Source organism: Cetobacterium sp. (assembly GCF_051658645.1).
Lineage (GTDB): Bacteria > Fusobacteriota > Fusobacteriia > Fusobacteriales > Fusobacteriaceae > Cetobacterium_A.
The window spans coordinates 113,046-136,442 of sequence record NZ_JBOFMZ010000074.1 but is presented as its reverse complement, the minus strand read 5'-3'; the positions used below and the strand labels follow the sequence as shown (position 1 = coordinate 136,442).

At 26.3% G+C, this 23,397-nt stretch carries 24 protein-coding genes; 12 read left to right on the top strand and 12 right to left on the bottom strand.

What is annotated here, in order from left to right:
- Positions 1-46: 46 nt before the first annotated feature.
- Entirely contained in the window at positions 47-583 is a 537-nt protein-coding gene (locus ACRCZX_RS10145) for an HdeD family acid-resistance protein (RefSeq protein ID WP_438582809.1), read from the bottom strand.
- 205 nt (positions 584-788) lie between these two features.
- Here ACRCZX_RS10145 and gltS point away from each other — a divergent pair, with 205 nt between their 5' ends.
- Complete coding sequence (gene gltS / locus ACRCZX_RS10140; protein WP_438582808.1) at positions 789-1,988, top strand: sodium/glutamate symporter; 1,200 nt, start codon at positions 789-791, stop codon at positions 1,986-1,988.
- Positions 1,989-2,136: 148 nt separating this feature from the next.
- Positions 2,137-2,568 carry a hypothetical protein gene (locus ACRCZX_RS10135; protein WP_438582807.1) on the top strand — a complete coding sequence of 144 codons (432 nt, stop codon included), beginning with the start codon at positions 2,137-2,139 and terminating at the stop codon, positions 2,566-2,568.
- A gap of 152 nt (positions 2,569-2,720) precedes the next feature.
- Here ACRCZX_RS10135 and ACRCZX_RS10130 read toward each other — a convergent pair whose 3' ends face one another.
- The 4 genes from ACRCZX_RS10130 to ACRCZX_RS10115 form a co-directional block, all read right to left on the bottom strand.
- The gene (locus ACRCZX_RS10130) at positions 2,721-2,978 is read right to left on the bottom strand and encodes a hypothetical protein (RefSeq protein ID WP_438582806.1); all 258 of its coding nucleotides are present in this window, start codon (positions 2,976-2,978) and stop codon (positions 2,721-2,723) included.
- Between the two features lie 17 nt (positions 2,979-2,995).
- Positions 2,996-3,298 carry a hypothetical protein gene (locus ACRCZX_RS10125; RefSeq protein ID WP_438582805.1) on the bottom strand — a complete coding sequence of 101 codons (303 nt, stop codon included), beginning with the start codon at positions 3,296-3,298 and terminating at the stop codon, positions 2,996-2,998.
- A 72-nt stretch (positions 3,299-3,370) separates the two neighbouring features.
- Positions 3,371-3,940 carry a hypothetical protein gene (locus ACRCZX_RS10120; RefSeq protein WP_438582804.1) on the bottom strand — a complete coding sequence of 190 codons (570 nt, stop codon included), beginning with the start codon at positions 3,938-3,940 and terminating at the stop codon, positions 3,371-3,373.
- Positions 3,941-4,015: 75 nt separating this feature from the next.
- A complete protein-coding gene (locus ACRCZX_RS10115) occupies positions 4,016-4,576 on the bottom strand; it encodes a YiiX/YebB-like N1pC/P60 family cysteine hydrolase (protein ID WP_438582803.1) in 561 nt (186 codons plus the stop codon).
- A gap of 206 nt (positions 4,577-4,782) precedes the next feature.
- On the opposite strand from ACRCZX_RS10115, the gene ACRCZX_RS10110 reads away from it, so the two are divergent.
- The 4 genes from ACRCZX_RS10110 (at position 4,783) to ACRCZX_RS10095 (ending at position 9,349) form a co-directional block, all read left to right on the top strand.
- Positions 4,783-6,249 (top strand): mechanosensitive ion channel, encoded by a 1,467-nt coding sequence (locus ACRCZX_RS10110; RefSeq protein ID WP_438582802.1) that lies wholly within the window; start codon positions 4,783-4,785, stop codon positions 6,247-6,249.
- Between the two features lie 68 nt (positions 6,250-6,317).
- On the top strand, positions 6,318-7,502 hold the full coding sequence (locus ACRCZX_RS10105) for an efflux RND transporter periplasmic adaptor subunit (protein ID WP_438582801.1): 1,185 nt from the start codon (positions 6,318-6,320) through the stop codon (positions 7,500-7,502).
- Positions 7,486-8,679, top strand: a complete 1,194-nt coding sequence (locus ACRCZX_RS10100; protein ID WP_438582800.1) for an ABC transporter permease — start codon at positions 7,486-7,488, stop codon at positions 8,677-8,679. The genes ACRCZX_RS10105 and ACRCZX_RS10100 overlap by 17 nt, the downstream gene beginning before the upstream one ends.
- Entirely contained in the window at positions 8,672-9,349 is a 678-nt protein-coding gene (locus tag ACRCZX_RS10095) for an ABC transporter ATP-binding protein (protein ID WP_438582799.1), read from the top strand. Before ACRCZX_RS10100 ends, ACRCZX_RS10095 begins: the two co-directional genes overlap by 8 nt.
- 32 nt (positions 9,350-9,381) lie before the next feature.
- Here ACRCZX_RS10095 and ACRCZX_RS10090 read toward each other — a convergent pair whose 3' ends face one another.
- A complete protein-coding gene (locus ACRCZX_RS10090) occupies positions 9,382-10,146 on the bottom strand; it encodes a DeoR/GlpR family DNA-binding transcription regulator (RefSeq protein WP_438582798.1) in 765 nt (254 codons plus the stop codon).
- 117 nt (positions 10,147-10,263) lie between these two features.
- Between ACRCZX_RS10090 and ACRCZX_RS10085 the strand changes: the two genes are divergently transcribed.
- On the top strand, positions 10,264-11,802 hold the full coding sequence (locus ACRCZX_RS10085) for a phytoene desaturase family protein (protein WP_438582797.1): 1,539 nt from the start codon (positions 10,264-10,266) through the stop codon (positions 11,800-11,802).
- On the opposite strand, the gene ACRCZX_RS10080 is transcribed toward ACRCZX_RS10085, so the two are convergent.
- Positions 11,739-12,479 carry a YaaA family protein gene (locus ACRCZX_RS10080; RefSeq protein WP_438582796.1) on the bottom strand — a complete coding sequence of 247 codons (741 nt, stop codon included), beginning with the start codon at positions 12,477-12,479 and terminating at the stop codon, positions 11,739-11,741. The genes ACRCZX_RS10085 and ACRCZX_RS10080 overlap by 64 nt on opposite strands.
- Before the next feature lie 126 nt (positions 12,480-12,605).
- Here ACRCZX_RS10080 and ACRCZX_RS10075 point away from each other — a divergent pair, with 126 nt between their 5' ends.
- Genes ACRCZX_RS10075 through ACRCZX_RS10060 form a run of 4 tightly spaced genes read left to right on the top strand, consistent with a single transcriptional unit; the run spans position 12,606 to position 17,118 of the window.
- Positions 12,606-13,721, top strand: coding sequence for an aminopeptidase (locus ACRCZX_RS10075; RefSeq protein ID WP_438582795.1), 1,116 nt, complete (start codon positions 12,606-12,608; stop codon positions 13,719-13,721).
- A gap of 12 nt (positions 13,722-13,733) precedes the next feature.
- The gene (locus ACRCZX_RS10070) at positions 13,734-15,539 is read left to right on the top strand and encodes a polysaccharide deacetylase family protein (RefSeq protein WP_438582794.1); all 1,806 of its coding nucleotides are present in this window, start codon (positions 13,734-13,736) and stop codon (positions 15,537-15,539) included.
- Between the two features lie 14 nt (positions 15,540-15,553).
- Positions 15,554-16,303, top strand: coding sequence for a MipA/OmpV family protein (locus ACRCZX_RS10065; protein WP_438582793.1), 750 nt, complete (start codon positions 15,554-15,556; stop codon positions 16,301-16,303).
- Positions 16,304-16,320: 17 nt separating this feature from the next.
- Positions 16,321-17,118 (top strand): Cof-type HAD-IIB family hydrolase, encoded by a 798-nt coding sequence (locus ACRCZX_RS10060; RefSeq protein WP_438582792.1) that lies wholly within the window; start codon positions 16,321-16,323, stop codon positions 17,116-17,118.
- A 114-nt stretch (positions 17,119-17,232) separates the two neighbouring features.
- Here ACRCZX_RS10060 and ACRCZX_RS10055 read toward each other — a convergent pair whose 3' ends face one another.
- Genes ACRCZX_RS10055 through ACRCZX_RS10040 form a run of 4 tightly spaced genes read right to left on the bottom strand, consistent with a single transcriptional unit; the run spans position 17,233 to position 21,647 of the window.
- The gene (locus ACRCZX_RS10055) at positions 17,233-19,431 is read right to left on the bottom strand and encodes a transglycosylase domain-containing protein (protein WP_438582791.1); all 2,199 of its coding nucleotides are present in this window, start codon (positions 19,429-19,431) and stop codon (positions 17,233-17,235) included.
- Positions 19,432-19,450: 19 nt separating this feature from the next.
- The gene (rlmN, locus tag ACRCZX_RS10050; RefSeq protein ID WP_438582790.1) at positions 19,451-20,497 is read right to left on the bottom strand and encodes a 23S rRNA (adenine(2503)-C(2))-methyltransferase RlmN; all 1,047 of its coding nucleotides are present in this window, start codon (positions 20,495-20,497) and stop codon (positions 19,451-19,453) included.
- 59 nt (positions 20,498-20,556) lie between these two features.
- Positions 20,557-20,922, bottom strand: coding sequence for a hypothetical protein (locus ACRCZX_RS10045; RefSeq protein ID WP_438582789.1), 366 nt, complete (start codon positions 20,920-20,922; stop codon positions 20,557-20,559).
- A gap of 47 nt (positions 20,923-20,969) precedes the next feature.
- Positions 20,970-21,647 carry a hypothetical protein gene (locus tag ACRCZX_RS10040; protein ID WP_438582788.1) on the bottom strand — a complete coding sequence of 226 codons (678 nt, stop codon included), beginning with the start codon at positions 21,645-21,647 and terminating at the stop codon, positions 20,970-20,972.
- 117 nt (positions 21,648-21,764) lie between these two features.
- Between ACRCZX_RS10040 and nfo the strand changes: the two genes are divergently transcribed.
- A complete protein-coding gene (nfo, locus tag ACRCZX_RS10035) occupies positions 21,765-22,631 on the top strand; it encodes a deoxyribonuclease IV (RefSeq protein ID WP_438582787.1) in 867 nt (288 codons plus the stop codon).
- A gap of 58 nt (positions 22,632-22,689) precedes the next feature.
- Here the strand turns inward: nfo and ACRCZX_RS10030 are convergent, their stop codons facing one another.
- On the bottom strand, positions 22,690-23,232 hold the full coding sequence (locus tag ACRCZX_RS10030; protein WP_438582786.1) for a hypothetical protein: 543 nt from the start codon (positions 23,230-23,232) through the stop codon (positions 22,690-22,692).
- Positions 23,233-23,397 lie beyond the last annotated feature (165 nt).

The window sequence follows — 23,397 nt, the reverse complement described above, 5'->3', positions numbered from 1 at the left end:
GCAAAGATAAATCTAGATAAAAAATAGATTCATCTTTGCATTTTTATTATAGTCTTTTAAAATAAAATGCGAATAAAATAAGATTTGCTCCACTAAAAAAAATATACCAAGCAACACATAAAAATATAAAACTTTCAGAAATAAAAGGCATTCCTATTAAGAGAGCTCCAAATAAAATATTAATAATTCCAGTATTTAAACTAAAATTTATTGAACTAGGAAATATTTTCCGATTAAAAATAGTGTTTACAAATATTAAAAGACCTTTAAAAGTCATGAAAATTCCAGAGTATATAATCATATAAAGTTGATTGTTAAAAGGTTGACTAAGTAATGATATAGATGCAACAATTTCAAGAACTCCAACAAAAATATAAAGTCCCCAATGAAAATTTATTATTTTTCTAAATTGAAATCCTTTTATAAAATTTTTAATACCACTTACAAAGAAAAAAGCAGCTAAAATATCAATTACGTATTTTGAAAAGATATTAGTACTAAAAATTCCTAAAAAACCAACTATACTGAATAAAATCCCTGTAATCAAAAGATATCTAAAAACTTTTTTTTTGAAACAAATCATAAAATCACCATCCTTTAAAGTTAAAAAATTATGTATTGTTTTATTCTAAAAAACTTACAATTCTCCTTTCTTTAACTATAAAATAAAAATATTGATTAAATATATATAATAAAAATATTATATATATTTTGCATATATTTGCATTTGTATTTTTTTAATGGTATAATTTATTAGAAAGTAATAAAAAAATATATGGGGAGGTTTTATGATAGAATATCAATTTAATATGGCCGAAACATTAGCAACAGCAGTGGTATTATTATTAGTAGGAAAATTTATAAAAAATAAAGTATCATTTTTTGAAAAGTTTTTTATACCAGCCCCGGTAATTGGTGGAGTAATATTTTCAATAATAACTTTAATAGCTAGAAATGCTGGAATATTCGAATTTTCATTTAATGGAGCATTAAAAGATTTATTAATGATTGCATTTTTTACTACAATTGGGTTTTTAGCAAGTTTAAAATTATTAAAAAAAGGTGGGATTCAAGTATTTACATTTTTATGTATAGCGAGTATTTTGGTTGTTATTCAAAATTTAGTAGGGATAAGTTTAGCTAAACTATTTGGATTAAATCCACTTATAGGAATAGCAGCAGGTTCTGTTCCATTAACTGGAGGCCATGGTACATCAGGAGCTTTTGGACCAGTTTTAGCTACAGCAGGAGCGACAGGAGCAATGTCAGTAGCAATAGCATCAGCAACATTTGGATTAGTAGCAGGATGTATGATAGGTGGTCCAGTAGCAAAAAAATTAATGAATAAATATAATCTTATAGGTCATGTGGAAGAAGAGTTTTTAATACCAGAAGAAAAATCGAAATCAGTTTCGAAAGAAACTGTAACAGAAAAAAGTCTTTTTTCTGCGATTGTTTATATAACTTTATCTATGGGCATTGGAGGTTTCTTAATTCCAATATCAAAAAAATACGGTGTAGTTTTACCAGCCTATATAGGTCCAATGTTAATAGCGGCAGTTATAAGAAATGTAATTGATACAAAAGAAACAAAATTACCACTACATACTATAAGTGTAATAGGGAATCTTTCATTACAATTATTTTTAGCGATGGCTTTAATGTCTATGAAATTATGGGAATTAGCAGCTTTAGCTGGACCTTTAATTGTAATTCTTTTAGCACAAACAGCAGTTATGGGATTATATGCTTATTTTGTTACATTTAGAGTGATGGGAAAAGATTATGATGCAGCAGTTATGGCATCTGGACATTGTGGATTTGGAATGGGTGCAACACCGAATGCAATGGCTAATATGGAGTCGTTTACAGCTGTAAATGGACCTTCACCAGCAGCATTCTTTGTACTACCATTGGTAGGAGCTCTTTTTATAGATTTTACAAACGCTTCAATAATAACAGTTTTTATGAATTTTTTCGGAAAATAAAATGTTATCTATTAAATTAGCTGATTTTAAAAAAGTAATAGTGTTAAAAACTATTACTTTTTTTATTTTTTGAAAGAATCTAAAAAGAAAGTACACATTGTTTGCGTATTATTAGTTAATAGATAAGTATTAAAAGGAGGATTGCACAATGAGTGAATTAATTAATAGTAAACTAAAAGAAATTTATAAAATACAGCCATATTTAGTTTATATAGATAGTATATTCTATATTTCAGGTTCTGTGATTCCAATTGATGAGTTTAAAAGGTATATTGACAATATAAACTACATAAGTAATCACAAAAAAATTTTAGAAACTTATGAAAATTATACAAAGAATAGTTTACATCTTTTTTTTGATAACTATATTTCAATTTTTTCAGCAAAAGATATTAAAAATTACATAAATCAAATATTTAAAGGACGTTTAATGATAAATCGTTCTGATTTATTGGAAGGTTTAGAAAGCTATAATATTTTAAATGAAGACTTTGTAGATTGTTATATAAAACGTTCAGTTTATTTTGATCAAATATCAGACAGGATAAAAAAGAATTTTTTAATAGATGATTTTGAGTGAAAAAACACAAAAAATGAACAAAAGACTTGAATTTAGTTAAAATGTGTGATATATTATAATTAAATACGGGGGTATTAGATTTTTATAAAAAAGGCAATTTTTAATGATTTTCATTAAAAATTGCCTTTTTAAATAACTTATTAACTAATATATTAAGCTACTTTAACAGAAGATATCAGAAAAAACTCTTCTCCATCATATTCAGATCTTTCAACTGAAAGTTTAACGTTTTGACTTAACTTAGAACTTTCTAAAATAAAATGAAGCCTTTTATTTTCTTCATTCAATGTTAGTTTAAATTCGTGGCGTAAAAGTGAAAAAATATCATCTTCTAATTCTGTAAGAGTATATTCAAAATCCTCCATTAAAAGATATAAGGTATCTGCAAAGCTAACAGCATCTTTTTTCATTAATTCCTCCATTGATATTAATTATTTAAATAATGTAGAAGATAAATTCCAAAACGATCTAATTTGTAAGAATTATCTTTTAAACAATTATGATTTGTAATTAATTCTTCTCTTAAAAGTATTTCATAGTCCATACTATAATATTTTTCTTTTATAGGTAATAAAATATCAGAAACTTCAATTTTATTGCTACTATTTTGTAAAAGATTAAAACAATTTTCAACTTCATTTTTATTTTTTTCAAAACACTCTTGAAGCACTTCATAACATTTTTTAGGTAATCTTTCTTTAAGATAATAAAAATATTCTCTATAGTACATAGCCATCCTCCAAAATATTCAATAATATATTTCAAATGGATTATACTCTTGTTTTATTTAAATCCTTTATTTTTAGATTATATAAATAATAAAAATTAAAAATACTATTATAATTGGAATAATAATTTTTTCATTTTTGAAAAAACGATGACTAGAAATTGGCTTTTCAACTTTAATTTCAATATCTTTAGAATGAAAACTATCAACTAGTGAACTAATAAACTCTTCTTCTGAAAGCTTTCTCTCTCTAAGTTCATCTAAATCTAAATCTCTAAAATTTAAAAAAGTGAATTTCAAAACTCTCTGATTTTTATTATTAACAAAGTCTTCTCCTAAAATAAGAGTTTTAGAATTATCATCACGTTCAATAAACTTTGTTTTTAAATTAAATTTAACAAGAGTTTCAGGTTTTATATTTCCAGAAAGCTTATCAAAAAAATTCTTTTCATTATTGGTAAAATCTTCTTTTGTTTTAGTACCACTATCTATTTGTTCTATAGGTTTTTCTTTTGATATATTCATGTCTTTTTCCCAAATATATAATTTTTCTTGTAAACTTATAAGATGATAGCCATCTTTAGGAAATATTTTTTTCAGTTCTTCAACTAATTTAATTGATTCAATTGTGACTTGCCTATCCATGATCACTCCTTTTATTTTTTAACTATCTTTAATTATACACCTTTTAAAATGAGAGGTCAATATGCTAAAAATTAACTATAAAATTATTTGCTCTAAATCTAAAGAATCTAGAAAATCATATGGGAAAATAATTAGTCCATTATCAGAATCTAAATCTAACTTATAGTTTAAATCTTGAGCAGTTTTATAATATAAAAACCATACAAATTTAGAACAATAAAAATTATGTTCATTTTTTTTAGAAAATGAAATTTTATACTTTCCATTTCCATAAGTTTTTATATTTTTTAAAAATTGTTGTTTAAATTTTTGATTGAAACCTTTGTATCTTAAAACAACTATTTTACGATTAGCTTCATTAAGCCAAGCTTGTACAGTTATAGTATAGTAACTTTTTGTCGGCATTGGAAAGTCACCTATATAAAAATCATTAATCATAACTGAACTATGTCCCAACCAAGAAAGAGGATCTGTAATAACTTTATTTTTAAGAATAATGTCTCCAACTTGAAGTTTATTAGAATTATGAATAATACTTTGGCTATCTTGCCATAAATAACGGCTATTAGAACATCCGATAACACTTAAAAAAATAAGAAAAAGAAATAAAAATCTTTTAGAAACAGAAATAATCATAAAATCACCACCTATTATATAACTAATACCACAGTTATTATAAAAAAGTAAAGAAAAAAAAAGAAAAGCCATAAAAAATAGTAATAAAATATATACAAAATTAATTAGGAAGTGGTTTATTATGATGTTATCAATTTTATTTTTTATATCAATATTTATAATTTTTAAAATTATCATTAAATTAAAAGAAATAGGAGGATGGTAAAATGGAAGAATTTAAAGTTTTAATTTTGAATAATGTTACACTTAATATTATCGCATCAATTATTATATTTATAGTAGGATTAGGAGTTGCATCAATTATTATAAGTAAGTTAGAAAACATCTTTACTAAAACAAAACTATTTTCAAACTTAGAGCATGAAATAACAGGAAAAGAAGGTGGTAGTAGTACTTATGCAATAAAAACATTAATTAAATTTATATATTACATATTTATTATATTTATAATTGGTATAATAATGGAAAAATTAGGTTTTAGTAGATTAGTTAATCCAATATTAAATTTATTAGATCCAATATTTTCATATATTCCTAATATCTTAGGTGGTATTATTTTATTAATTTTAGCTATTATATTAGCAAAACTAGGCCAAAAATTATCTTTTGTATTTTTTACTAAAATAAAAGTAGATGAAAAAATTAATTCAAATAAAAGTAATATTTCATTAGCTAAAATATTTAGTGAAATTATTTCGCTTTTAATATTTATACTTATTTTACCAGGAGTTTTAGCGGCTTTGAAATTAGATAAAATACTTATTCCAATAACAGATATGTTAACAAAATTCTTAAGTTATATTCCAAGTTTAATAGCTGCATTCTTGGTATTTATAGTAGGTTGGTTTATTGCTTCAAAATTAAGAGATATATTAAAAGAAGTTATTGAATCATTTAAATTAGATGATAAATTAAGTGTTGATGGTAAAGTGTTATTTGAAGGTAAGCTATCAACTATTATAGCAAATATAGTTTATGTATTAGTTTTAATTCCTGTGTTTTCTGCATCATTAAATTATTTAGGATTAGAAATAATAATATCACCAGTTATAAGTATGTTGAATGTTCTATTTAACTATATACCTAATTTAATTGGAGTGGCTTTAATAATAGTTATAGCTTTATACTTTGGAAAAATTATTGAAAGTATTATTACCAATCTACTTATAGGATTGAAGTTTGATTCTTATTTAGAAAAAGCTGGTTTAAAAACAGTAGAAAATAACTATTCTAAATTAATTGGGAAAATATCAAAAATACTAGTTCTTTACTTTGCAATAATACAATCAATAGAAATTTTAAATTTTGGATTATTACAAAATTTAAGTTTAAAATTAACTTTATTATTTGGAGAGATATTCTTAGGAGTTACAATCATTGCAATTGGAATTGTTGTAGCAAATTATGTGTCTAAAATAGTAAAAAATACCTCACTAGATAATAAAGAACAAATTGCAGTTATAGCCAAAATAGCTGTTATAGTATTTGTAGGAGCAATGGGGCTTAGACAGATGGGAATAGCAAATGAAATTATTAATTTAGCATTTGGATTCACTGTTGGAGCTTTGGCAATAGCATTTGCAATAGCATTTGGAATTGGTGGAAAAGATTTAGCTAAAGAAAAACTTCAAAAATTAAGTTCTTGTAAAAAACAAGAAACAAAAGAAAATTAAGTAAAATATCCTCCTGGCGAAAGATTTAATCTTATGTCTGGAGGATTTATTAATTAAAAGGAGAGAGTATGAAAAAGAATAAAATTATAGGAGTATGTCTCTTGGTTTTAATTGGAATTGCAGGATATATATATATTCTAAAACCTAAAAAAATAGAAGGAATAAAATTGGTAAAAACAGATTTTATTGAAAAAATATTGGTTTCAGGAATCGTTTCAGGAATCGATAATTCGATTCTTTCAACTGAAATAAATGGAACTATTTTAGATATTTTCTTTAAAGAAGGAGAATTTGTAAAAAAGGGAGATATTATCGCTAGTCTTAGAACTAAAGATATAGATGTTTTAATAAAGCAAAAAAAAGCAGAACTTTTATCAACAGAAGCTGAGTTGGAAAAATTAGAAACAGTATTAATTCAGAATGCCGAGCTTTTATTTTTAAATTCAGAAATTGAATATAAAAATGCTGAAATTGAATTTCAAAAGTATTTTAAATTATATGAAAATCAATATGTTAACATTTTAGAATTAAATGAGAAAAAAAATATTTTGTTAGAAAAAGAAATTAAGTTTAAAAATTCTTTAAATGAATTAAATTCTTTAAAAACAGGACCAAATAGAAAAACAATATTAGCAAATTTAACACAAAAGAAAGAAGCTTTAGAATATGAAAAAGAGCAAAAACAAAAATATAATATAGTTGCACCATATGATTCTTATATTAGAGAAAGGTATATTGATATTGGAGAAACTGTATCTGCATATTCAGAATTATTTTTGATATCTTCATTAGATGAAAAAATAGTTGAAGTTGATTTAGATGAAAGATATTCTGACAAAATAAAAAAAAATGATAAAATAACAATTTATTCTTTTGGTAACGAAAATATAAAAGAATTTGGTGAAATTTATTTTATAAATAACAGTGTAAATGAAAGAAAAGGAACAATTTTAATAAAAGGAACTTTAAAAGAAAAGTCACATCATTTTCTATATGGAAGTACTGTTAACATTGAGATTGATGGTCAAAAAATAAAAGATAGCTTTTTTATACCAAAAGAATATTTTTATTCTAAAGATGAAAAAACTTTTGTAATGATATATGAAAACGGTAAAGTTGAAGAAAAAGAGATAAGTGGAGTTCATGTTTTAGATGGCTTTGTTATAAAAGATGGAATAGATGAAAGTAATATCGTTTTGAATCCAGAAAATTTAAAAATAGGAGAGAAGATTCAATATGAGATACGAAATTAAAATAGCTTATAATTTTTTAATGAAATCAAAATGGCAAACATTATTTCTTTTAACGGCAATCGGAACTGGAGTTGCAGTTCAACTTTTCATTTCATCTTTAATTGTTTCACTCCAAGATAATTTAGTAGATACAATTTTGGGGAATATAGCTCATATTATTATTGAAGATGGAGACATGAGAAAAACGATTAAAAAAGAAGGAGGAATTTATACTTATGGAAATTTTTCAAATGAACGAAATAAAATATCAAACTACAAAAATATAATTTCTGTATTAAAAAATGATACGAGTGTTAAAAATGTTGTTCCGACTTTAGAAGGAAATGCTCTTTATGAAAGATCAGGAAAATCTATAGCTTTAAAAATTAGAGGAGTTGATTTAGAAACTGGAAATTCAATATTTAAAGTTAAAGAAAAAGTTTACTCTGGTAAAAATAATATAGAGTCGAATAAAATTCTTATTGGAAAAAGAGTTGCTGAAGATTTTTTTCTCTCTCCAAATGATATATTAAGTATAACACTTCCAAATGGAAATAAAGAAAACTTCATTGTGAATGGTATATTTGATTTAGAGGATGCTCAGTCAAATAATGGGTTAGTTTATATGGACATATTAAAAGCACAACGTATTTTTGATAAAAGAGGATATATTAATAAAATAAATATTCAATTAAACAATATTTTTTTAGGAAATGAATTCTCTAAAAAAATAGAGAGTAGATATCCATATTTAAAAGCTATATCTTGGATGAAAGATGGAAAACAGCTTTTAAATGCATTGAAATCTCAAACGATGTCTTCATTAGTTATTCAGGTTGTTGTATTATTATCAACAACTCTAAGTATAGCGAGTGTACTTTATATTACAGTTGTTCAAAAGACAAAAGAGATCGGAATCTTAAAAGCAATTGGAGCTTCAGATTTTTCAATAGGATTTATAGTGTTAATTCAAGGAGCTACAGTTGGATTTTTAGGTGCAGTGCTCGGGTGTTTATTAGGAATAATATTAATTCAAGTATTTCAAATAGGAGCAAAACCTAGTTTTATAATAGTTGTAAAACTACCTTTGATTTTAAGAATACTAATATTTTCAACACTTTCAGGAATAATCGCCGCATATATTCCTGGAAAAAAATCGATGAAACTAAATCCAGTAGAGGTGATTAAAGGTGAGTGAAATATTAAAACTAAGTAATGTTTCTAAAACGTATAATGGAATAGATAATATTTTAAAGAGTATAGATTTAAATATACAAAAAGGAGAGTTTATTGCAATAATAGGTCAAAGTGGTAGTGGTAAAAGTACATTATTAAATATTGTAGGAGCTCTAGATAATCCTACAAAAGGAGATATTTATTTCAATGGAAATAATATATCAAAATATAATTCTGAAGAAAGAGCACAATTCAGAAATAAAAATATCGGTTTTATTTTTCAATTTCATTTTTTATTATCTCAGTTTAATGTAATGGAAAACATACTTATTCCAAATTGGATAAAAGTAGGCAAAGCTTATAAAACTGAAGAAAAAAGAGTACTACAAATACTAGAAAATATGAATCTGAAAGATATTGCATATAGAAATATAAAAGATATATCTGGTGGACAGCAACAAAGAATCGCTATTGCAAGAGCATTATTAAATAATCCTGAAATTGTTTTAGCGGATGAACCAACTGGAAATTTAGATTCTAAAACAAGCACTCAAATATATAATATTTTGCGAGAAATAAATATAAAGTACAAAACAACATTTTTAATTGTAACACACAATCCTGACATAGCTGCATTATGTGATAGAGTTATTGAAATTATAGATGGTAAAATAAATTTAAGTAAAAACTGATTTCAGTTTTTACTTAAATTTATTATATAGAATTACTTTATAACAATAATATTATTTTCTAAAAGCTTGACTTCAATATCTTTCGTAATTTCAACATCCGTTATGATTGTCATATTAGATTTTAGCTTTGAAAAATTGAAAATTGAATCTTGAAAAAAATTTTGACTTGGAGCTAAAATATAAACGTTTTTAGCAAAATTAATTGCAGTTTTATATAATGTTCCTAGTTCGATAGAATTAATACTCATTTGTAAATTATCAACATTAATTCCAGCAGCTCCTAAAAATATTTTGTCAGTGTTAAACATCTCTAAATTTTGCTTTGCTATATCACCAACAAAAGAGTTTAACTTTTTGTTGTAAAAACCTCCTAGTGAGATTATTTTTATATCAGAATTAACAGATAATATATTTTGAATTTCTAAATTGTTAGTTATTACAGATATTTTAATTTTTTCTTTTTGAAGTAGCTCTGCCATCATGAAGCTGATATCATTGTTGTCTAGAAATATAATATCCCCCTCCACTACAAAAGAGAGAGAAGTTTGAGCTATTTTAAGTTTACTTTCCAATTCATTTTTCCCTAAATTTTTAAAAATAGAATTTTGAATGATTTTTTTTTTCAAAATAGCTCCACCGTGAGTTCTAGTTAAAAGATTTTCTTCTTCCATATTGCAAAGGTCTTTACGTATAATAACTTTACTTAAAGAAAATAAATCGCTTAATTCATTCACACTTACTTTTTCTTTTTGTTTTAATATATTTAAAATTTTTTGTTTTCTTTCTTCAACAAACACAATATACCTCCTGCCTTAATAGTATGTAAATTATATCATAAAAAACTTTTTAAAAAAAGAAAGTTAAAAATATACCGTATAAAATTATACCAATATAAAATTTTAAATGAGGTGTAAATGAAAAAATCAAATATAATTATTGTAGGAGCAGGCCCTGGAGGTTTGGCAGCGGGGTTGTTACTTTCAAATAAAGGATACTCTGTTAAAATTTTTGAAAAAAAGTCATATGTAGGCGGAAGAAATTCTTCTTTTAAATTGGGAGAATACAGATTTGATTTAGGACCAACATTTTTTTTAATGCCCGGTATTTTAAGAGATATTTTTATAGAAGTAGGAGAACGAATAGATGATCACTTAAACTTAATTGAAATTAATCCAATGTATAAATTAAAATTTTATGGATTAGATGATTTTAATCCGTATTCTCATAATAAAAAAAACTGCATGTATGGAGAACTAGAAAAACACTTCCCATATAGTTCAAAGGATTATGATAGATATATGGAGAGAGAAGAAAAGAAATTTTCTCGCCTAGAACCTTGCTTAAAAGTACCATATCTCTCTCCAATTGATTATTTTAAACCAAGATTTCTTAAATCATTACCATATTTGGATGCATTCAAATCTATATATAATGTATTAGGTGATTTTTTTAAATATGAAGAGTTGAAATTATCATTTACATTTCAAGCTAAATATATTGGCATGTCACCATGGATAGCGCCTGGAACTTTTTCGATCATCTCTTTTTTAGAGCATAAATATGGGGTTTACCATATCGAAGGTGGACTTGGAAAGGTGTCAAATATTTTAAGTGAATTAATAGAAAAAAAAGGTGGAGAAATTCATCTAAATTCAGATGTGAAAAGAGTAATTTTTGAAGATAAAAAAGCTGTTGGTGTAGAATTGATAGATGGTACTCGTTATCTAAGTGATTATGTAATTTTAAATGCAGACTTTGCAACAGCTATGAAAGCTTTGGTTCCTGAAGATCTAAGACATAAATATTCAGATAAGAATTTAGAAAAAAAAAGATATTCGTGCTCTACATTTATGATGTACCTAGGAGTAAATAAAATTTACAAAAACATCCCACATCATAGCATAATTTTTGCAAAAGATTATAAAAAAAATTTAAGCAAAATAAGTGAATATAAAAGTGTAGGAGATGACTTTTCTTTTTATATACAAAATGCATCGGTAACAGATAAAAGCTTAGCTCCAGAAGATAAATCTTCTATCTATGTTTTAGTTCCTGTGGCTAATAATAATTCAAAGATAGATTGGGAGCTAGAAAAAGATCAATTCGCAGAACTTCTTTTAAATAAAATAGAAAGAGTTGCAGAGTTTAGAAATATTCGAAAACACATAGAAGAGATTAAAATCATTACTCCTATAGATTGGGAAAAAGACTATAGTGTTTACAAAGGAGCAGTATTTAATCTTTCGCATGACTTAGGACAAATGATGTGGCTTCGTCCTCGTAATAAACTTGAAGGATATAAGAATCTCTTTTTAGTAGGAGGAGGAACTCATCCTGGAAGTGGATTACCTACAATCTATATGTCTTCTAAAATCACGTCCGATTTAATTCAAAAAGAGTCTTTAATGAAAAAAAATACTTTTTCATTTGAAAATTCTTTAGAAAAAGCATAATTTAAATTTGTAAATTCTTTTATCTTATCTAAAGAGTTAACTTTATTTTTTATTAAATAGTTTAACATTGCTCCTCGAGCTTTTTTAGCTTCAGTACTAATATTTTTTAACTTCTCTCCATCAATTTGTCTAAATTCAATATCTATGATATTAAAAAAATCTCGATTTAGTATTTTAGAGAATTCTTTAGATGCTATATTTATAAAGGTTTCGTGTTTAAACTGAATCAAATAATTTTCTATTTTTTCTTTCCAAAATGAATATAAAGAAATATCTAAAATTTTGTTAGTCATATCAAGTCTATAGGGCCTTATAAAGCTAGTTCCATTTAAGATTCCATACAATGCTGAAAATATATAAAGATTATCTCTAATATAAAAAAAATCATCGCATGAATAATTAGAAAGTTGAATTTGTTTAAAGCTAACACCGTCGTATAAAGTTATTGCTTCCCTCTCCTCACTATCTTCAAAATTTTGATAAAAATTAAAAGTTTCATTAAGAATATTACCTTTAATTTTTAGAGTTTTAGATAACTCATCTTTAGATAATTTTTTTAATACATTTAGCAAAACTTCGTTACTTGAATTGAAATTATAATTTTTAGAATTATTAATCTTATCAGCTTTTATATTTTTATACTTCATACTCTTACTTGGGGAAAACAGTATCTTCAAAATTATCATCTCCTTTCTATTCTAGAATATATAGCATTATATCATTTTTCTAAAAAATTAACTGTATATTTCTAAAAAATAAGTGTATAATTAAAGAATAAAACATAAGATAAAATGGAGGTTACTGTGGACCAAAGAATTGAAATACTAGCAAAGAATTTAGTGAATTATTCTTGTAGAGTGCAAAAAGGAGAAAAAGTTTTAATAGAAACAGTAGGCGAGGATACTAAAAATTTAGTAAAAGCTTTAGTTAAAGAAGTTTATGCTGTTGGAGGACACCCTTTTGTATCAATAAAAGATCAAAGTGTAACAAGAGAGATACTAAAAGGTATGAGTAAAGAACAAGCTGAATTAATGGCAAAATATGAATTAGAAAGAATGAAAGACATGGATGCATATATAGCTATAAGAGCCGCAGAAAATGCATCTGAGTTATCAGATATAGAATCAAATAATATGAAAATATATACAGATTATTTTTCAAAACCTGTACATTTAGGAGAGAGAGTAAACAATACGAAATGGGTTGTACTAAGATATCCAAATAATTCAATGGCTCAATTAGCAAATACATCTTTAGAATCTTTTGAAGATTTTTACTTTAATGTTTGTAATTTAGATTATTCAAAAATGAGTAAAGCCATGGATTCTTTAACAGCTTTATTGGACAAAACAGATAAAGTTAAAATAACTGGCCCTGGAACAGATTTATCGTTCTCCATTAAAAATATTCCATCTGTAAAATGTTGTGGATTAAGAAATATACCTGATGGAGAGGTTTATTCTGCTCCAGTAATAGACTCTGTAAATGGAGTAATCACATATAATGCCTCTTCTGTGTATCAAGGTACAACATTTGAAAATGTATGTTTCAAATTTGAAAATGGTAAGATTATTGAAGCTACAAGTAATGATACAAAGAGATTAAATGAAATTTTAGATACAGATTCAGGAGCTAGATATATTGGGGAATTTGCACTTGGAGTGAATCCTTATATATTAAAACCGATGAAAGATACATTGTTTGATGAAAAAATAGCAGGAAGCATTCACTTTACACCAGGACAAGCTTATAAATTAGCTGATAATGGTAATAAATCAGCTGTTCACTGGGATTTAGTGTTAATTCAAAGACCTGATTTCGGTGGTGGAGAGATTTGGTTTGATGACGTTTTAATTAGAAAAGATGGAATCTTTATGATTGAAGAGTTAGAGATATTAAATCCAGAAAATTTAAAGTAGGAGGATTTAATAATGAATATACTTATGGCACTTTCGCAGTTGGAAGTAACTGGTGCTGAAGTTTATGGAACGGTTTTAAGCAATGAGCTTATTAAAAGAGGCAACAATGTCTACATAGTTTCTGATACTTTAACAAAACCTACAAATGCGCAATATCAAAAGATAGAATTTAATAGAAGAAAGTTATCTGATAGAATAAATCAAGTTAAAGCACTTCTTAAAATTATAAAAGAAAAAGATATAGAAGTAGTTCATGCACATTCGAGAGCATCTTCTTGGAGTTGTTCTATAGCTTGTAAAATAGCCAAAATACCGCTGATAACAACAATACATGGAAGACAACCAGTTCATCTAAGTAGAAAGCTTGTTAAAGCTTTTGGAGATTATTCTTTAAGTGTATGTGAAAACATTCGAGATCATATTGTGAATGATTTAAATGTAAATCCTAAAAATATAACAGTTTTAAGAAATATGATAAATACAAATGAATATCAAAAACAATCTTCTGAACAAAAAGGAAAGAGTGAAAAAGTAATATCTATAATTGGAAGACTTTCTGGTCCAAAAGGAGATGTGACTTATAACCTTCTAGATATTTTGCACAAAAGAAAAGATTTTAAAATACAGGTTATAGGTGGAAAAGATGTTCCACAAAGATTTAAAAAGTTTAATGGTAATGTTGAATTTCTAGGATATGTAAATAATGTATCTGAAAAAATTAAAGAATCTTCTATTGTTATAGGAGCAGGAAGAGTTGCTGTTGAAGCGATTTTATCTGAAGTTCCTGTGTTAGCTATAGGAGAAGCTGAGTTTATAGGAATAGTTACAAAAGAACGATTGAGCACAGCTTTAAAATCTAATTTTGGAGATATTTCTCTAAATACTACTCCACTATTTAGATGGACTGATGTTATTCCTGAAATAGATAAAGGTTTTAATGTTAACAAGGTAGACTTAACTATACTAAGAGAAAAAGTTATGAAAGAATTCTCTTTAGATGACATTGTTTTAAAAATTGAAAATATATATCAACAAGAGATCATAAAAAAAAGAAAGTATGAAATGCCTGTAATAATGTATCATCGAGTTATTAAAGATGAAAGTGAAAAAGGTGTTCATGGTACCTATGTAACAATAAAACAGTTTGAAGAGCAGATGAAATATCTTAAAATGAAAGGATACGAAACTATCACGTTTAAAGATATGCTTAAAAACAAGTACAAAGACAGATTTCACAAAAATAAGAAATGGATTATGCTTACGTTTGATGATGGATACAAGGATAATTATGAAAATGCTTTTCCTATCCTAAAAAAATATGGATTCAAAAGTATTATATATATTCTTGATGGAATAAAATATAATAAGTGGGATGTAGATGATAAAAACAATCCTGAGAAAGAACTACCTTTAATGTCAACTGAAGAGCTTTTAGAGATGAAAGAATATGGAATTGAATTTGGTGGGCATACTTCTACTCATCCAAAACTTACTCAGATAGGTAATGAAAAAATGAGAAAAGAGATAATTGATTCGAAAAATAACATTGAGAAAATGATTGGAGAAAATCTATTATCATTTGCATATCCTTATGGAGATTTAAACGAAGAGGTAAAAAACACTGTGAAAGAAGCTGGATATGAATTTGCTGTTTCAACAGATTCAGGAGATATAAACTTTTCTGAAGATTTGTTCCAAATTAGAAGAATTGGAATATTCCCGACAAATAATATTTTCAATTTCAAAAGAAAGGTATCAGGAAAATACAACTTTATTAAAATAAAAAGAGAAGAAAAAAGTTATAAAAAAAGTAACTAAGGGAGAGGGTTAATATGAAAAAATTATTAATGGGGTTATTAGCATTAACAATATCAACAACAATGTTTGCTGAAGATAAATTTGGTATTGGTGCAGGAATGGGGATATCTGACAATATGTATAAAGGAGCTGAAAGCAAAGCCTATCCTATGCCGTTGTTAGATGTTAACTATGGTGACTTATATATTAAAGGTGTAACATTAGGTTATGAATTCTACAAAGATGACACTTTTGCAGCTTCACTATTTTTGAATCCTTTAGCTGGTTTTACAGTAGAAGGTCAAGACTTAGAAAGTGGATACAATAAAATAGATGACAGAGAATTTGGAGCTATGTTTGGAATTAGATTAGATGCAAATACTGGTTTCTATGGAGTTAGAACAGGATTATCTGCTCAATTTGGTGAACGTGGTGGAGAGGGAAAACTAAGTGCATTCAAAGCATACAAAGCTAGTGAGAGACTTACAATTGTTCCTTCTGTCCATATTAAAGGATATACTAAAGATTATACTGATTATTACTTTGGTGTTACTTCAGAAGAAGCTAGAAGAGTTGGAAATGAAAAAATTGAAAAAGCATACGAACCTAATTCAGCTTATTCATTTGGAGCAAATATAGCTGCAGATTATAAGTTAACTGATAGTGTAGCTTTAATGGCATTTTTAGGTGTAGAGAAATTCTCAAGTGAAATCTCAGATTCACCAATAGTAGAAGACGATGGAATTTTATATCTAGTAGGAATAGGAGCAAAATACTATTTCTAAAAATTTAAGGAGAACAAATGAAATATAAAGCAATTATATGTGATTTAGATGGAACACTATTAAATGAGCATCACACTATATCTGAAGAAACAAAGGAAACTATAAAGAGAGTTGTTGATTCTGGTGTAAAATTTATCATAGCAACTGGAAGACATCATAATGATGCTATGACATTTAAAGATATGCTAGGATTAGATAGTTTTTTAATAACTTCAAATGGTGCTAAAGTACATAATCATAAAAATGAAGAGATTATATCTAGAAATATTCCTGCTGTTTTAGCAAAAGAGTTATTAAATTATAAATACAATGAAAAACTACATAAAAATGTATATTTAGATGAAGAGTGGTATGCAGAGAAACCTTTAGAAGAAGCTTTACTGTTTCATAAAGAATCTGGCTTTCATCATATAATAACTCCTTTCAACTCTCTTGTTGGAAAAGATGTAACTAAATTTTTCTTTATATGTGAAGATGAAAATCACATCTCTAATTTAGAAGAAACATTAAGAGAAAAATTTAAGAATGGATTAAATATAACACTTTCTTTAGGTTCTTGTTTAGAGATTATGAAAGAAGGTGTTTCTAAAGCAACAGCTATAGAAGAAGTTTTAAAAAGAGAAGGAATTAAAATAGAGGATACTATCGCTTTTGGAGATGGTTTAAATGACCTTGAAATGCTTTCTTCTGTTGGAAAAGGGTTTATTATGGGGAATGGAAGCTCACGATTAAAAGAGTTACTTCCTAAAAATGAAATTATTAAAGCAAATTCAGAAAACGGAGTTGCTAGAAAATTAAAAGAGTTATTTTTATAAAAGTGAAAAAAGTTATCTTAACAGGTAACTTTTTTTATTGTTTAATTTTATAGGAGAGAGAAGATAAAAAAAGAGAGAAGATTAACTCTTCCCTCTCCAAATTATTTTTATAAATTAAAAATTAAATAACCTTTGAAACAATCCTTTTTTCTGAGTTGGTTGTTCCACTTTCTTTTTCTGAATTTGGTTTATTTGATTAACTGCAGGAGCAGTAACCTCTTCAGAAGACATAGCTTCATTTTTATCAGATGTAGAGTTTTGAGTAGCTGGTACATAATAACCTAATAGACCTGCAATACCACGACTATATTTGCTATCTTTTTCTACAGCAATTCTACCTCTTCTAATTAAAAATGTTTTATCAGAAGGAGAACCATTTAGAAGTCCAGAGATTGGATCTAACTCTTGATAAGTTAAATCTCCATTTTTTATGTGATTATCTAAGAAATCAAATGTTGTAGGAGTATAAAACCCTTTACTTATAATTTCATGATAAAAATTCTTCCAAATAGGAGCAGCAACTCCCCCACCAGTAGCTTTTACTAAAGGATCATTGTTATCATATCCAACATATATAGTTGTAACATAATCTGGTGTCATTCCAGAGTACCAAACAGTTCTAGAATTGTTTGTAGTACCAGTTTTTCCACCTTGCTCTATTGGAATATTATTTATTTTTACTTGTGCATTTTTACTTGTTCCCTGTTTAACAGAATTTTTCATCATGTTAGTCATAAGAGCAATATCAGCACTATTAAATTTTTGTTCTATTTGTGGTTTTGTTTCATACAGAGTATTACCAAATTTATCTATAACTTTAAATACAAAGAAAGGTTTAATCGAATATCCACCATTAGCAAAAATCGCATATGATTGAGCTAATTGAAGAGGAGTCCCCTCTGTAGTTCCTAAAGCTGATGTTAAGTTATTTGGAATAACAAACCCCGCATCTACTTTTTTCATTGTATCCATTAAAGCTGGAATTCCAGCTTTATCTAATAATTTGATAGAAACAATATTCTGTGATTTATCAAAACCTTGCATTAAAGTTATTCCATTATAGTATTTTTCTCCAAAGTTTCTAGGAGCCCAAGTTCCATAAACAATTCTTGAGTCTTCTACAAGTAAATTCTCTTCATATCCTTTTTCTAAGGCAGTATAATAAATAAAAGGTTTAAAAGATGATCCTACTTGACGTTTTGCTTGAACAGCTCTGTTAAAGTTTCCAGTTTTAAAGTTTTTACCACCTATAATACTTATAACTTCTCCGTTTTTAGCATCAATAGTAACCATTGCACCTTGAAGTTTTTTATCACTTTTTAATCGAGGATAGTTTTCGAATGTACTTTTAGCAACTTTTTGTATATTGAAATCTAAAGTCGTTTGAACGCTTAAGCCATCATTATAAATTTGCTTTTCTTCAAAATTTTCAAATAAAAATTTCTCAACTAAGTCTGTAAAATCTGGAGCATTAAACTCTATTTTTTTATCTACAGGACCATAAATAATTGTTGTTGTTTTATCTTTATAATCTTTAGAAGATGCTTTAGACTCATTTGTAAATTTATAATCTATAGCTTCATTATATTCTTCAGCTGTTATCAAATTAAATTTCAACATTTGTCTTAAAATTAATTTTTGCCTGCTTAAAGATTTTTCTAAGTTAGTCCTAGGATTATACATGCTAGGTCTATTAGGTATACCAGCTAATAAAGCTGATTCTGCTAGATTAATATCTTTAATATTTTTTCTAAAGAAATTATGGGCAGCTATTTTAACTCCATAAGCACCAGAACCAAAATATATCTCATTAAGATATTTTTCCATAATCTCATCTTTAGTATATTTTCTTTCAATTTCAAATGTTATTATAATCTCTTTTATTTTTCTTGATATTTTTTTTTCATGAGATAGGAATGCATTTCTAGCTAACTGCTGAGTTATAGTACTACCACCTTGAGCAGCTCTACCTGACTTTAAGTTAACAATAACAGATCCTAAAATTCTAAATGGATCAATTCCATAATGAGTTAAAAACTGTCTATCTTCGATAGCCATAAAAGCTTTTTGAAGACTATGTGGAATGTTTTCTATATCCACAGGTTCTCTTGTTTCTTTTGAAATAACATCAATTACTTGTCCATGTCTATCATAAATTGTAGTTGGAACAGGAGGACTATAATTTTCAACTAATTCTGAAATATTTGGTAGTTCTTTATAATATCTATTTATTAAAAGTCCAACCCCAATACCAGCTACAATTCCTAAAGATATAATAAATATGGCCACATATTTAAGAATTTTCCATTTCATAAAATATCTCCATTTTTAATTATTTTGAATTCTTTTGTCTTAACTGTCCACAAGCACCATCAATATCAGCACCTTTTTCTCCTCTGATAATAGCATTAACTTTTCTGAAATCCTTTAAATAATTAAGAATTTTTTCAATCTTCTTTTGAGAAGGTTTTTGGAATTCTTTTCCTTCAACAGGATTACAAGGAATTAAGTTTAATACATGATCAAAGTTATGAACAAAATCAGCTAAATAAGACATATCATTATCAGATACATTAAAATCATTAATTAATATATATTCAAATGTAATTCTTCTTTTAGTTTGTCTTTGGTACTCTTGTAATATTGGGAATAAATCAGCTAATGGATACTTAGTATTGATTGGCATGATTTCACTTCTTTTATCATCAATTGCACTATGTAAAGAAATTGCTAATTCAACTGGAATTCTTTCTTCTAATAATTTTTCAATACCTGGAATTATTCCTGAAGTTGATATAGTTATTCTTCTTTTTGAAATATTAACCCCTTTTTCAGATGATAAAATTTCAATAGCTTTAATAACATTATTTATGTTAAGCATTGGTTCTCCCATACCCATAAATACAATATTATTGATTTGACATCCTTGGTTTAATAATCTTCTTTCTATTGTATAGAATTGATTTACAATTTCATGTACTTCTAGGTTTCTAGTGAATCCACCTAAACCTGTTGCACAGAATTGACACTTAACAGCACATCCAACTTGAGATGAGATACAAAGAGTTGTTCTATCTTTATGCTTTAATATAACACTTTCTATTGTGTTTCCATCTTCTAATTTAAATAAGAATTTTTCTGTTTTATCTATTTTAGAAACTTGATGTTTTAATAAATTTAAGAATGGAATATAAGCATTCTCAATCAATAACTCTCTATCCTTTAATGATATATTCGTCATATCATTAATATCTCTTACTATCTTCTGGTTTAACCAAGTGAAGATTTGTTTTCCGTAAAATTTCTTCATTCCTAAAGAAACTATAAAGTTTGTAAGCTCTTGTTCGTTTAAATTTAGTAAATTTATTTTATTTGACATATTTCCTCCGTTATTACTAATAAATACCTAATTTCTATTATAACAGAGATTACGAATATTTACAATATATTTGTAATCTCTTCTAGTGAAGTTTCACCTTTGAAATTAACACGCTCTATTTTCCCACCTCCTTTTATATTTAATTTTTGTGAAAAATCTTTAAGTAATTCACTACAATTTATATTTTTACTAGAAATAAGACCTCCATTTTCCCAAATGCCTATAAAAATATAGTCTTCTGGAATTAGCTTATTTAAATTTTCAATAATTTCTTTATTAGCTTTATAGACAATATATTTCTTTTCTTTCTTCTCAATAGTTTCGTTTATAAGTTTAGGAAGTAAAAGTTCTGAGATTTGAGTATTTAAATCTCTACATTTAGTTTCGTTTTCTTTTTTTTCAGTTGAAATTTTTTTTAGCATCATTAATATCTCATTATCTTTACAACTAAATTTTTTATTCAACTCTTTAATTATTTTATTTTTTTTATAAAATCTTGAATAGCTCTCTCACCAGCAAGAAAATAAAATCTAGTATAATTACCTTTGATTTTTTCAAAGTTTATAATCTTAAATATTCTAATTTCAGATATGTTAGAAACATGATAACCCGCACAAGCACTTGTATCTAAAGAGTCAATTGTAACTATTCTAACATCCCCCACTACTTTGTCGCTTATTTTTTTTCTTAAAGTTTGAATACTATTAGCTTCTTCTCTCTTTATTGTTGCTGTTGATATTCTTTTCCCCTCTCCAATAGCTAAATTTATTTTCTCTTCTAATTTATCTATAAAGTTATCATTCAAATCTTTAGAATCTAAATCTACAGTAGTATATGTTTCTGTCATTCTAAAGCCAACAGTGTTTAAACCATATTCGTTATAGGCTATTGCTGAAAATAGATGTTGTGCACTATGTTGTACTCCTATATCAAAAACTACATTTTTATCAATATGAAGACTATATTTTCCTGGAGAAATATCTTTTTCAACAACTAACCTATTTTCATTTAAAACCTTAGTGAAACGAGTGTTTCCTATGAAACCTTCATCTCCATTTTGACCACCTTTACCATCTATATATAACTCATGTGATCCTACTTCAACAATCCAACTGTTATTCTCTTTAAAACACGAAAGTATATTAATCATCTTTCCTCCTAAAATTTTTTATACTTTATTTTATACTTTTAAACACACTATTTCAATAGGATTCTTTTTATAATTATGATATACTATATTAAATTAGTGATGATAAAAGGAGCTTATATGACTAGAGATGAAAAAATTAAAAATATATATTTAGGTGCTCATGTTTCAATACAGGGTGGAGTAGTCAATGCGTTTAAAAACGCTATAGATATTGGTGCAAATGGCTTTGGAATGTTTGTAAAAAACCAAAGAAGATGGGATGCAAAGCAATATACAGAAAATGAAATCTTATCATTTAAAGAAGCTATGAAAAAATCTGGAATTTTACCAGAACAAATTCTACCTCATGATGGTTATCTTATAAACTTAGGTAGTCCTGATTTAGAAAAAAGAGAAAAATCTCTTAACGCTTTTATAGATGAAATGGAAAGAGTTAATCAATTAGGATTGATATACTTAAATACTCATCCTGGAAGTCATTTAAAAGAGATTTCAGAAGATGAGTGTATTAAGTTAATTGCAGAATCTATAAATAAAGCACATAAAGTAGTTCCTAACGTAATAATAGTTATTGAGAATACAGCAGGTCAAGGTTCTAATATGGGTTATAAGTTTGAACACTTAAGAGATATTATTGAACTTATAGAAGATAAAAATAGAGTAGGTGTTTGTCTAGATACTTGCCATACTGTTGCTTCGGGATATTCTCTTTCTACTAAAGAAGAGTACGACTTTACAATGAATGAATTTGAAAGTATCGTTGGATTCAAATATTTGAAAGGGGTTCATTTAAACGACTCTATGTTTGGAGTAGGAAGTAAGAAAGATAGACATCACAGTATTGGAGAGGGAACTATCGGATTAGATTTCTTTAAAAGATTTATGAATGATCATAGATTTAGAAATATTCCTATAGTCATGGAAACAATAGATGAAACAATTTGGAAAAAAGAGTTGGATTTACTTAGAAGTTTTATTGACTAGTATTTATAATATAAAAATACCATTTAAAACACATTGTTTTGAATGGTATTTTTTTATACTATCTAATCAATTTTTTTACAGCTTTTGATAAAGCTTTATCTTTTTCGACTTTTCCAATTTTACCTAAAAACCAGTTTAATTCTTGGTCACTCAAACGTAACTCTTCTTTTATAAACTTTTCGAGCTTGTCAACCTCCATTGGTAGTAAATCTTTTTTTAAAGAACTATTTATCTCTTGAATTGTTCTTCCGCCCTCAAAAAAGAATATTATTTTTTGCCAGTTTTGAAGTAAGTCTACTTTTCTTAGTAGCATTACAGCGGTATAACTTAGATCAGGTATCTCTTTAAAACCTTTTCTAGAAAGATAAGATCTAATTTCATCGTTTTTATTTGTTTCAAAAAGAAGTTCGCCAGCTTTTTTAGTATTCATTATTTTTGGCATTTTAGATGTTTTTTCTTTTAATCTAAGGTACTTAGATAATGTTAGTGTTTTTGTTTCAAGATAAAATTCGATTGCAAATTCATTGAAAGTTTTATTTTCAGGAATAGTCCCTGCTTCAATATAATCTATTATATTATCAATTTTTTTAAAATCAACCATTTTATAATTGTCCTCCTAAATATATCTTCTGTTCTTAAAAGTATTATAGCACATATTTTACGATTGAAACAAGAAAAAATAATTATTTTGTATACTTTGTAATTTATAGTTATAAACGATTATAAAACATCTACATATATATAAATGTAGATCAAAAAATAATTT

Coding starts and splice junctions, on each gene's coding strand:
- ACRCZX_RS10145 (WP_438582809.1), bottom strand. CDS start 583: ATGATTTGTTTCAAAAAAAAAGTTTTTAGATATCTTTTGATTACAGGG.
- gltS (WP_438582808.1), top strand. CDS start 789: ATGATAGAATATCAATTTAATATGGCCGAAACATTAGCAACAGCAGTG.
- ACRCZX_RS10135 (WP_438582807.1), top strand. CDS start 2,137: ATGAGTGAATTAATTAATAGTAAACTAAAAGAAATTTATAAAATACAG.
- ACRCZX_RS10130 (WP_438582806.1), bottom strand. CDS start 2,978: ATGAAAAAAGATGCTGTTAGCTTTGCAGATACCTTATATCTTTTAATG.
- ACRCZX_RS10125 (WP_438582805.1), bottom strand. CDS start 3,298: ATGTACTATAGAGAATATTTTTATTATCTTAAAGAAAGATTACCTAAA.
- ACRCZX_RS10120 (WP_438582804.1), bottom strand. CDS start 3,940: ATGGATAGGCAAGTCACAATTGAATCAATTAAATTAGTTGAAGAACTG.
- ACRCZX_RS10115 (WP_438582803.1), bottom strand. CDS start 4,576: ATGATTATTTCTGTTTCTAAAAGATTTTTATTTCTTTTTCTTATTTTT.
- ACRCZX_RS10110 (WP_438582802.1), top strand. CDS start 4,783: ATGGAAGAATTTAAAGTTTTAATTTTGAATAATGTTACACTTAATATT.
- ACRCZX_RS10105 (WP_438582801.1), top strand. CDS start 6,318: ATGAAAAAGAATAAAATTATAGGAGTATGTCTCTTGGTTTTAATTGGA.
- ACRCZX_RS10100 (WP_438582800.1), top strand. CDS start 7,486: ATGAGATACGAAATTAAAATAGCTTATAATTTTTTAATGAAATCAAAA.
- ACRCZX_RS10085 (WP_438582797.1), top strand. CDS start 10,264: ATGAAAAAATCAAATATAATTATTGTAGGAGCAGGCCCTGGAGGTTTG.
- ACRCZX_RS10070 (WP_438582794.1), top strand. CDS start 13,734: ATGAATATACTTATGGCACTTTCGCAGTTGGAAGTAACTGGTGCTGAA.
- ACRCZX_RS10065 (WP_438582793.1), top strand. CDS start 15,554: ATGAAAAAATTATTAATGGGGTTATTAGCATTAACAATATCAACAACA.
- ACRCZX_RS10060 (WP_438582792.1), top strand. CDS start 16,321: ATGAAATATAAAGCAATTATATGTGATTTAGATGGAACACTATTAAAT.
- ACRCZX_RS10055 (WP_438582791.1), bottom strand. CDS start 19,431: ATGAAATGGAAAATTCTTAAATATGTGGCCATATTTATTATATCTTTA.
- rlmN (WP_438582790.1), bottom strand. CDS start 20,497: ATGTCAAATAAAATAAATTTACTAAATTTAAACGAACAAGAGCTTACA.
- ACRCZX_RS10045 (WP_438582789.1), bottom strand. CDS start 20,922: ATGATGCTAAAAAAAATTTCAACTGAAAAAAAAGAAAACGAAACTAAA.
- ACRCZX_RS10040 (WP_438582788.1), bottom strand. CDS start 21,647: ATGATTAATATACTTTCGTGTTTTAAAGAGAATAACAGTTGGATTGTT.
- nfo (WP_438582787.1), top strand. CDS start 21,765: ATGACTAGAGATGAAAAAATTAAAAATATATATTTAGGTGCTCATGTT.
- ACRCZX_RS10030 (WP_438582786.1), bottom strand. CDS start 23,232: ATGGTTGATTTTAAAAAAATTGATAATATAATAGATTATATTGAAGCA.